This window comes from Geitlerinema sp. CS-897, assembly GCF_028368005.1.
Lineage (GTDB): Bacteria > Cyanobacteriota > Cyanobacteriia > Cyanobacteriales > Geitlerinemataceae > Baaleninema > Baaleninema simplex.
The window spans coordinates 1-7960 of record NZ_JAQNCQ010000274.1; the positions used below are offsets into that span (position 1 = coordinate 1).

Genomic DNA, 7960 nt, shown 5'->3' on the forward strand with positions numbered 1-7960 from the left:
GCCGATACGCGAAAAGACTGGCATTTCAAGCTGGCTCATCACCTCTGCGACGGTGCAGGGATGATTTTTGTCGAAGATCTCGACTTCCGTATCATGGCCAAGGGAATGTTGGGCAAACACATTCTAGATGCTGGGCTGGGACAATTTGTGAATCAGATCCTTCCCTGGGTGTGCTGGAAGCACGATGTGTATTACGGCAAGGTGGATGCCCGTGGCACTTCTCAGGAATGCCCAGATTGTGGGGCAGAGGTTCATAAAGACCTCTCAACTCGAATCCATCACTGTCACAACTGCGGGTCAGTCAAACCCCGTGATGTGGCGAGTGGACAAGTTATCTGTACCCGTGGGCAACGGGGAATCGAAACTGCCTGTGGAGGGGAGGCGGCGGGGACTGAGGTTACTCAGTCTAGCTGGCACCTGTTGAAGCAGGAAATCTTTGGGGCAACCCAAGGAATCTCCCTGCATACCCGGAACGGGTTGCTGGGAGAGGATGTCAAATCCCTGCAAAAGCCGGCAACCCGTTTGCGATCGCCAATTTACGGTTTACGATAGTTGCGACACCGGTTACGACCCTCTCTCGACGCATTGAGCAGGCGATCGGTGTTCGATCTGTCGTTCGAGAAAAAAATAATGGCGAGTTCTGTATCCACCACCGATCCGCTGTCAGAGTTGTTTGCGACGATTTGCGATCGCCGCGACAATCCCCAAGAAGGTTCCTACACCTGTAAGCTGTTCGCCGGAGGCGACAACAAGATTTTGAAGAAAATCGGCGAAGAAGCCGCAGAAGTCGTCATGGCGTGTAAAGACGACGACGCCGACGACATCGCTGGAGAAGCCGCCGATTTGATGTATCACACCCTGGTTGCCTTAGCACATCACGGCGTAGATATCGAGGATGTTTACAAAAAGTTAGAGGAACGGCGGCGGTGATGAGGTGATGAGGAGTCGGTGCGTGACGATTTATCGGTCTCGCGTTCGACACCCGATTGTTCGAGTCACGCACCCTTGTCTGTGGGCGGTGTACATTGTCGGTGCGTGACGATTTATCGGTCTCACGTTCGACACCCGATTTTTCAAGTCACGCACCCTACGAAAACTCTAAAAATGGCGCACGAAACCTTAATTCAGGCGAATCTCGAAAAATTCTTGCTGGTACTGTCTGTGTCGCTGAGTGTGGTGACGCTGTCGCGGACAGTGAGCTTTATGCGCCAGATTCCTTATACGTTGCTTCTCGTCATCGTAGGGGTACTGCTGGCGTTTGAAGACGTGCGACTGGTGAACCTCTCGCCGGAGTTGATTTTGGAGATTTTTCTACCGCCGTTGCTGTTCGAGGCGGGGTGGAATCTCCACTGGAAGGATCTCAAACGGGATTTATTTCCCGTGACGCTGTTCGCCGTGGCGGGGGTGCTGGTGTCGGTATTGGGAATTGGCTGGATGCTGGCGCAGTTTACGGACATTCCCCTGGCGGTGTCGCTGCTGGTGGGGGCGAGTTTGGCGGCGACAGATCCAGTTTCAGTGATTTCGCTATTTCGCGAGTTGGGCGTCAGTCGACGCTTGACGACGTTGATGGAAGGGGAAAGTCTGTTTAACGACGGCGTGGCGGTAGTGGCGTTCGGACTTCTCGTCAGCTTAGCGTTGGGAACGGAGGAGTTTTCTGTGCGATCGACGATCGCCGATTTCGCGGTGTTCGTCGGCGTTGGCGTGGGAATGGGAAGTGCGATCGGTTTCGGAATTTCCTATCTGACGCAGCGGTTCGATCTTCCTCTCGTCGAACAATCGCTCACTCTCGTCGCCGCTTACGGAACTTACATCATTACCGAAAACCTGGGCGGTTCTGGGGTGATTGGCGTCGTCACGACGGGGATAATTCTGGGAAATTTCGGATCGCGCATCGGGATGAATCCGAGAACGCGGCTGTTGGTGAGCGAGTTTTGGGAGTTTATCGCTTTTTTCGTCAATTCGATCGTGTTTCTGTCGATCGGCGATCGCGTCCAGTTCGAGAGTTTGCAAGAGAACCTGGTACCGATGGGAATTGCGATCGCCGCCGTGTTGCTGACGCGGGGAATTTCGATTTTCGGCTTGGGAAGTTTGAGTAACGCGCTGGCGAACTCGAGAATTAGCGTTAAAGAACTCACGGTGTTGTGGTGGGGAGGATTGCGCGGTTCGGTGTCCATCGCCCTGGCGTTGAGCGTTCCGGCGATGCTATCTCAACGGGAAGATCTCATCGGAATCGTCTTCGGCGTGGTGTTGTTCACGCTGCTGGTGCAGGGATTGACGACGAAATCCCTGTTGCAGAATCTGGGGTTACTCGACGAACAGTCTCGTCGCGAAGAGTTCGTCGAAGCGATGGCGCGTCGATCGGCTCTAGAACGGGTGTTGAACTATCTCGAAACCAGCGATCGCCCCTCCGAAATCGACGAAGAGTTCTATCAATACCAGTTTGCCTTGGTACGCGGCGAGCTGCACAAACTGCAACATCAGATCGAGGGATTGCAAAAAGAAGATCCCGACTTGCAGGATTATGCCAACGAACTCGTCAAAGAAAAACTTTTAGCCATCGAAGCCGATACTTACGCCGAATTCGTGCGATCGGGGCAGTTAAACAAAGAACTCGCCCCGTTTTTACAGGAAGTCCTTCAAAAATCGTGATGCCAATCTCGAGCAACTTTCCCAGCGGGCAATGTTACGATCGAAAATGAATTAACCGTTGAGAAGCGATCGCAGGTAGTTCTCAAGAACCATTCCAAGAACTCTCGGCGACAACGCTCGACTTTATCGCTTGGGACGGAGGGTATTGTTTTGGACGAACTGAGAATCGCGCTGGAGTTAGCCACAGATGAGGAACTCGAAGGGTTGACACAACTGCTCTTCCGTCCTCGGTTCAATCCGTTGGATTACATCAACGTTCCCGATCCGATCGAGGTGCAAAGTCGCCACCGCGAAGATTGGATCGATTCGCTCGAAACCCGGTTTCGCTTTCTCGCCGCAGATGGCTTAACAGTATTGCGCGGACAGAGCGATCGCGTCACCTACCGCGACGTATTGATCCGAATCTGTCGTTACTTAAAAATTCCCTACAACAAAGACCTCTCCACGACAGATATAGAAGCCGAAATCTTTTTACATCTAATGGGGCGCACCTGGAAACAGCTTCCCGCCTCAGAACAGAAAGCCTTGATGGTGCGGGTTCAGAAATCTCTGGCCAAGTCCAAACTCCCCCAACCCCTCCCGGTTCACGTTCAACGCGATCCCGTCGGGTGGTTAGTCAAAGGTGGAAGTGCGTTGGCAGTCAGTTCGGTGTTGCGTCCGATGTTGCTCAACCAGTTGGCGCGTCAGTTCGCCATCGAATTCGCCAAACACCAAATGGCGAAAGAAGCACTCAAAAGCGGTGCGCTGGCGACGTCGAAATTTAAAAGTTACGTGGCGTTACAGATGGCGCGGCGGGGAATGGCATCGGCGACGGCGCGATATACCATGACGCGGACGGTGTTTGCCTTTGTGGGGCCGGCGTTGTGGGCGTGGTTTTTCGCCGATATCGGCTGGCGATCGATCTCGACGAATTACGCTCGCATTATTCCCACCGTGTTCGCGTTGGCACAAATTCGCCTCACGCGCGGGGAAACGTGGGAATTTGCCTGCGGCTAGGTGTTTTCGGGTAACTCGGGAAACCGTCGGGGTCTCCAAGTTTGGAAGAGGTCTCATCAATTCCCCGAGTGGTGTACGATCGAAACACACAGCATTTCGTATCGAAGCCAGTGTCTACAGACTCGACGCGCCTTCCCGCTTGGGCGGTAATTTCCCTAGCCACCAACGGCGTGTTAATCGCGACGGTGGCCGTCCTTCTCGCTCGAGAAGGCAATTGGTCGCCGACCGTGCGAGCCGATGCCTCGGTCACCGTCGAGGCGACGCCGATGCCGCAACCGACCCCCACTCCCGAAGTGGGTCAGCGTCAGCAACCGTCTTACGAAGATTGGGTGGCGATCCTCGAAAAAGAGGCGGAGGCGATCGCCGCCGAACCCCCCGATCGCCTGTACGTCTTAGCGGGGGATTCGATTAGTTTGTGGTTTCCCAACGAACTGTTACCGCCGGGGGTCACGTGGCTCAATCAAAGCATTTCCGGAGAAGGCTCTGACGGACTCTACAACCGCCTGCCCCTCCTCGACGATACCGAACCCGAGAAAATTTTTATCAACATCGGGATTAACGATATGTTGCGGGGGACGGACGACGAAACGATTTTGGAAAACCACCGCAAAATTATTAAAGACATTCGCTGGATTCACCCAGAGACAGAAATTGTCGTGCAGTCAATTTTGCCCCACAGTGCCGAAAACGCGACCTGGGAGGAACGCGAGAAGTTACTCGAGATTCCCAATTCCCGCATTCGCAACCTCAACGCTCGTCTCGAGGCGATCGCCGAAGTCGAAGGGGCGAAATTCCTCGATTTATATCCCCTCTTCAGCGACGATGGCGGCCGGTTGCGAACTGACTACAGCACCGACGGACTCCACCTCAACCGTCGCGGTTACGAAATTTGGCGGACGGCACTGCTCGTATTCGACAACGAGCGGTTGCAGGCGTCAGACTCGGTAGAATAACAGAAAACTGACGATAAGCCACCCACCCCCAAATATGGATACGAAAGCCTTTAAACGATCGCTCCAGCAGTCGAACAACTACCACCGTCGCGGTTTCGGCCACGAAGCCGAAGTCGAGGGAATGCTGAAAACGGAGTATCAAAGCAGTCTCATCGCCGAAATTCGCGCCAATAACAACACCTTGACGCGGGGTGACGTGACGATTCGCCTAGCCGAAGCCTTCGGGTTTTGCTGGGGGGTCGAGCGGGCCGTGGCCATTGCTTACGAAACCCGCAGCCACTTCCCCACCGAGCACATTTGGATTACCAACGAAATTATTCACAATCCTGGGGTAAACCAGCGTTTGCGCGAGATGAACGTGGGCTTTATCGAAGTCGTGGACGGAGAAAAGGATTTTTCCGGCGTCCGTGAAGGCGAAGTGGTGATTTTACCCGCGTTTGGGGCGACGGTTCAGGAAATGCAGCTTCTCAACGATCGCGGCTGTACCATCGTCGATACGACTTGTCCTTGGGTGTCGAAGGTGTGGAACAGCGTCGAAAAACACAAGAAACGCGATTACACTTCAATCGTTCACGGGAAATACAAACACGAGGAAACCCTTGCCACCACCTCCTTTGCCGGTAAGTATTTGGTGGTGTTGAATCTCGACGAGGCGCAGTACGTGGCTGACTATATTCTCCACGGCGGCGATCGCGAGGCGTTTTTCGAGAAGTTCCACAACGCACACTCGGACGGGTTCGATCCCGATCGCGATCTCGATTGCATCGGGATCGCCAACCAAACCACGATGCTGAAAAGCGAAACCGAACAAATTGGCAAGTTGTTCGAGCGCACGATGCTGCAAAAGTACGGACCGACAGAACTCAACCAACACTTTATGGCGTTTAACACCATTTGCGACGCCACCCAGGAACGCCAAGACGCCATGCTGGAATTGGTGGAAGAAGACCTCGATTCGATCGTGGTGATCGGCGGCTTTAATTCCTCGAATACGACCCACTTACAGGAAATTGCGATCGAACGAGGCATTCCCTCCTATCACATCGACAGTGGCGATCGCATCGGGCCGGGAAATCGCATCGAACACAAACCTTTAAAACGAGATTTGGAGGTAACGGAAAATTGGTTGCCTGAAGGTAAACTCGTGATAGGCGTCACGTCGGGCGCTTCGACGCCGGATAAGTCGGTTGAAGAGACGATCGAGAAGATTTTTCAACTTAAAACACCTGCGTTGGTGTAAGGCGATCGCTCGTTTTAAGGGTGCATCTCACTTTTGTAAAAATATAAGTCTGGGGTAGGTTGGACTTCGGCAACGCTGCCGTCCAGGGGTGGAGCGATCGTGACACCCAACAACAGCTCAATTTACTGCAAAGACTCCGATCTGATAAATTTACATTTTTGAGATGCACCCTTTTTAAGGGTATTATCTACTCTAGAAGGGTATCTGTTCGATTTTTATATATCTTGGGATCTTTTTTTATTTATCGCTCTAGTGCTTGTTTTGTATTTGAGAAAACTCAGAACCATGCCCAATACAATTTGGAACGAATCTTTAGAAATTGGCATTCCAACTATCGATCGACAACACAAACAACTCATCGAACAAATGGGTTTGTTAGTGGATGCCATGCGCGAAAATCGTGCGAATAGCGAAATTTCCAAGATTATCAATTTTTTAGAAAAGTATATCGATCTCCACTTTGGGTTTGAAGAACAATGTATGGAGTCTTATCGCTGTCCAGTTGCCTGTCAAAACAAAGAAGCTCACAAGAAGTTCGTCAAAAACTTTCGTGAGATTAAAGCTCAGTTCGATCGCGAAGGGTCGAGTTTGTCGTTGGTGCTGAAAGTCAATCAAAGCCTTCTCGATTGGTTTCTCAACCATATCCGTAAAATCGATACCCAACTGGCGCGATCGCTGGTGTGCGATATTCATGAAAAGCCGTCTTAGCCTCACGGAAGGCTGCCAGATCGAGCGAGAAGTATTAAGTTAAGTTAAGAAGCGTTACCCGATCTCGATCGCCATGCAACCGACCGAACTCAACGACACCATCGCCTTGGGAAACTCCAACCTCCACGTCAAGCCCTTGGGGATTGGGGCGTGGTCTTGGGGCGATAGCTTTTTCTGGCAATACGGCAACGGCTACGGAGAAGAACAAGTCCGACAAGCCTTCGACGCCGCTATCGACGCCGGAATCACCTTCTTCGACACCGCTGAAGTCTACGGACAGGGGGAATCCGAACGACTCCTCGGCAAATTCGCCAAAACCTGCGACACTCCCGTCCAAATCGCCACCAAATACGGACCGCTACCCTGGCGTTTCCGCAAATCCGACGTTTACGACGCCGTCACCGCCAGTCTCGATCGCCTGAAAACCGACTGTATTTCCCTCTACCAAGTCCACTGGCCGTTCACCTTCTTCATGTCCCAAGAAACCCTGATGGACGCCCTCGCCGACGAAGTGGAACGGGGTCGCATCCTCACCGTGGGAGTCAGCAACTACTCCGCCGACGAAATGGGTCTAGCCTACGACCTCCTCAACCGTCGCGGCGTTCCCCTCGCCGTCAACCAGGTTCGCTATTCGCTGCTGTCGCGGAAAGTCGAAACCAAAGGCATCGTCGAAACTGCCAAAACCCTCGGCGTAACACTATTAGCCTACAGTCCCCTCGCCCAAGGACTCCTCACCGGGAAATACACCCCCGAAAACAGCAATCCCAGCGGCGGACGCCAACTCGATCCTAAGTTCCGCCCCGAGGGATTGCGGGCGATCGAACCCGTGACGTTGATGTTAGAACAGTTGGCGGAACGATACGCCAAAACCCCCGCCCAAATCGCCCTCAACTGGCTGATTTGTCAGGGCGGCGTGGTTCCCATTCCGGGGGCGAAAAACGCCGAACAAGCCCGACAAAACGCCGGGGCCTTGGGATGGTCTCTCATCGCCGACGACGTGAAACGTCTCGAACAAGCCAGTCGGCCGTGGCTGTGATGCAGACAGTCACCAGTCACCAGTCACCAGGTGAATTGATGGGGAGATGAGGAGATGATGCTTAGTGGTGCAGAAAAGTCCTGAAACCCTTGTTAGAAAAGATATCGCCGTATTCAAGGGTTAGCCGCAAAATCCCAGATCGGTAAATCGCTGCCGGAGATCCCCGGCATCTTGGAGATGCCGGGGATCTGACCCGAGTACTAATACATAGGGTTTGCTGAAAAAGCTATCAAAAGCCGGGGGTGGAAAATGAACAAGAAGCCGTCTTGCTCAAGGTATAAATCTGAATTGACTTAACTCGTCCACTTTATAAGTTACAATAATATTTCTCGACAAAATTATGAAGTTTGGGAAAAATTGACACAAAAAAAGACAGTA

7 protein-coding genes and 1 pseudogene are annotated in these 7960 nt (G+C 52.7%); all 8 read left to right on the top strand.

The window, feature by feature from the left end; translation table 11 throughout:
• Positions 1–552, top strand: a 552-nt coding sequence (locus tag POG22_RS17175; RefSeq protein WP_498906589.1) for an RNA-guided endonuclease InsQ/TnpB family protein, incomplete at its 5' end; no start/stop codon positions are given.
• A 102-nt stretch (positions 553–654) separates the two neighbouring features.
• Positions 655–930: pseudogene (gene hisE, locus POG22_RS17180) on the top strand (phosphoribosyl-ATP diphosphatase); the annotation flags it as partial.
• Between the two features lie 174 nt (positions 931–1104).
• Entirely contained in the window at positions 1105–2649 is a 1545-nt protein-coding gene (locus tag POG22_RS17185) for a cation:proton antiporter (RefSeq protein WP_498906590.1), read from the top strand.
• Between the two features lie 150 nt (positions 2650–2799).
• Positions 2800–3645 (top strand): YaaW family protein, encoded by an 846-nt coding sequence (locus tag POG22_RS17190; protein ID WP_017661342.1) that lies wholly within the window; start codon positions 2800–2802, stop codon positions 3643–3645.
• Between the two features lie 110 nt (positions 3646–3755).
• A complete protein-coding gene (locus tag POG22_RS17195; RefSeq protein WP_498906591.1) occupies positions 3756–4598 on the top strand; it encodes an SGNH/GDSL hydrolase family protein in 843 nt (280 codons plus the stop codon).
• 34 nt (positions 4599–4632) lie between these two features.
• Complete coding sequence (locus tag POG22_RS17200) at positions 4633–5838, top strand: 4-hydroxy-3-methylbut-2-enyl diphosphate reductase (protein WP_498906592.1); 1206 nt, start codon at positions 4633–4635, stop codon at positions 5836–5838.
• 285 nt (positions 5839–6123) lie between these two features.
• A complete protein-coding gene (locus tag POG22_RS17205; RefSeq protein ID WP_498906593.1) occupies positions 6124–6546 on the top strand; it encodes a bacteriohemerythrin in 423 nt (140 codons plus the stop codon).
• Positions 6547–6619: 73 nt separating this feature from the next.
• Positions 6620–7582: an aldo/keto reductase gene (locus POG22_RS17210; protein ID WP_498906594.1), complete on the top strand. Its 963-nt coding sequence runs from the start codon at positions 6620–6622 to the stop codon at positions 7580–7582.
• Positions 7583–7960 lie beyond the last annotated feature (378 nt).